The organism is Halomonas sp. SIMBA_159, from assembly GCF_046536035.1.
Classification (GTDB): Bacteria; Pseudomonadota; Gammaproteobacteria; order Pseudomonadales; family Halomonadaceae; genus Vreelandella; species Vreelandella venusta_A.
Genome location: NZ_JAWJBT010001317.1, coordinates 1 through 245 on the forward strand (window position 1 = coordinate 1; position 245 = coordinate 245).

Below are 245 nucleotides of genomic sequence, written 5' to 3' on the forward strand. Positions count from 1 at the left end.
TGCTGTTGGCCGATATCCAAAACGCTGTTACCAAAGATACAGACGTTATTCTTTTTAACATCGATTCGCGAGCCAATACAGATGACCGAGAAAATGCCATTCTTAAGGTCTTCCTCAAAGTATTTAATGAACGTGTAGGGTACTGCGCTGATTTTCCTCATATTGCTCACTTAGAACGCGAGCTTGATAAGCGTAATCAATACATGTCTTTCAAGGACAAGTTTGCTGAGTTGACCCAATCAACT

The 245-nt window shown here is 40.8% G+C and carries 1 protein-coding gene; it reads left to right on the forward strand.

The annotated features are described in order from the left end of the window. On the forward strand, positions 1–245 hold a 245-nt coding region (locus R0J87_RS23525), incomplete at both ends, for a hypothetical protein (protein WP_498889403.1).